Below are 2,098 nucleotides of genomic sequence, written 5' to 3' on the forward strand. Positions count from 1 at the left end.
AAACAATCAAATTGCTAGCTTGTTTTCGGTTGCTGGTTATACATTTGCTTTACCAAGCATTTATTGAGTATCTATTCAGACAACAGATCTAAGCTATTGTTGATTACAATATCCACAAACCTAGTTGTTACAAATGAAACAGCAAAGTAGTTCAATCGTAACTCTAGCACTAATCTTAGCGGCTGGTGGCACTAACCTCAAAGCTATTGCCCAAACTGCCGCCGATAAGTTCCCTTTACCTGCCTCTGTGGCATCGGGAACTAAAGTGCAGCTCGATGGCTCCAGTAGTATGCAGGCTGTCAATCAGGGACTCAAAGAGCGATTTGAAAAACAGTTTTCCGGCACGAATGTCACGGTGCCTACCCAGTATCAGGGTAGCGATAGCGGTGTCAAAGCCATCGCCGAAGACAAAGCCGATCTTGCCGGAATCGGTCGAGCGCTCACTCCAGCCGAGAAAGCTCAAGGTATAACCGCCAAATCGATCGGCAGATCCAAGATCGCCATTATCGTCAAAGATGGCAACCCCTATCAGGGCAATCTCACCCTCAGCGACTTTGCTAAAATTTATCGAGGGGAGGTCACTGATTGGTCGCAATTGCCTAGTGCCAAAGGTGCCAAAGGTAAAATTAAGGTCATCGATAGACCTGAAACTAGCGATACCCGCCGTGCCTTTGCTAATTACCCAGTCTTTCAAAATGGCAAGCTCAAAACTGGCAGGAATGCTCAAAAGCTGACCGAAGACTCGACCCAAGCTGTCGTCGATAAACTAGGCGACGATGGGATCGGCTACGCACCAGCAGAGCAAATCAAAGATATTAAAGGGATTAGAGCAGTTACCCTCCACGGAACGCAACCAGATAATCCAAAATACCCATTTTCACAGCCATTAGCATACGCATATAAAAACAAAGACGGCAAAACTACCGAAGGGACGAAAGCATTCCTCGGTTATGCCAGTGCCCCAGATGGTCAAAGCGCCATCAAGGAATTGCTACCTAGCGCAGTCGCAGCAATTGCCGCTCCAGCCAGTTCGGGTGCGGCAACTACGACAACTACGGAAACTACTACTGGAACTACTGGAACTACCGGAGCGACTGAAACTACCACTCCTGGGACTAGCACCACTACCACCGAAACAACTACGACCACAGCAGCTAAACCCGAAAAAGGTGGGTTGCCTTGGTGGCTGATTTTACTGCCGATCGGTGGTTTATTACTATGGTTGCTAGGACGGAAAAAGCCGACAGACACGGTGACGACCATTACGCCACCGCCAGACGTGACCACACCGGGCATCAAACCCCTGTATCCACCACCTCCCACCCGGACAGTTAGAGGTGAAGGTTTATCGGGAGATTTATCGGGAGATTTGTCTTCCAACTTAGGCGGTTATCGTCCTTCAGGTGACTTACGATCGGGCGATTTACGATCGGGCGATCTGTCTGGAACGTTACCCCCACGCCCGAACCTCGACACCCAACCAAATATCAACTTTAATGGCGTCGTCGATTCGGTGAAAAATAAAGCTGGCGACATGAATCTCGCTGGTGGTGCCGCGATTGCTGGTGGTGCCGCAGCCGCAGCCGCTCTGGGCAAAGGGATTTTCGTTGGCGGAGCCTCTCAGAATGAGAATCGCGATGGCGTTGCGGAGATTCATCCTCCCGCCAATCCCGAGATCGACCTCTCAAATCCCCTAGAAGGCCTCACAGACAAGTCTTCCAATCTGATGCCCGATTTGGACATCAACAACCCGCTAGACGGCATTAAGGGCAAGATCGGTGACTCGATCGACGGCGTACGCGGTACGGATCTCAATCTCGAATTTCCCAAGGTCAGTTTAGACGGCATCCCAACCCGAACTGGCGATCTCAATCCCCAGGGCGACAACATTCTCGACCGAGTTGGTGACTTCCTCAAAGATGGTGGCGGAGCTGCTATTGCTGGCGGTGGTGCGGTTATTGCTGGTGGAGCCGCCTTAGCTGGTGGCGCGGGTAAATCGGTCGGTGACTTCTTTGGCGGTCAAAAAGATCTCGATTTATCGGAAGACCTCTCCCTAGAGAGCGCTAATACTAACGATCCGTTTAATTTTGGCACGCCA

General features: G+C 50.6%; 1 protein-coding gene. It reads left to right on the forward strand.

All coding sequences use genetic code 11. The annotated features are described in order from the left end of the window. Nucleotides 1-133 precede the first annotated feature (133 nt). Nucleotides 134-2,098 (forward strand): substrate-binding domain-containing protein (locus RMO52_RS23555; RefSeq protein ID WP_310419206.1); only part of this gene is annotated, 1,965 nt, incomplete at its 3' end.

It is taken from the genome of Chamaesiphon sp. OTE_8_metabat_110 (genome assembly GCF_031382685.1).
GTDB lineage: Bacteria > Cyanobacteriota > Cyanobacteriia > Cyanobacteriales > Chamaesiphonaceae > Chamaesiphon.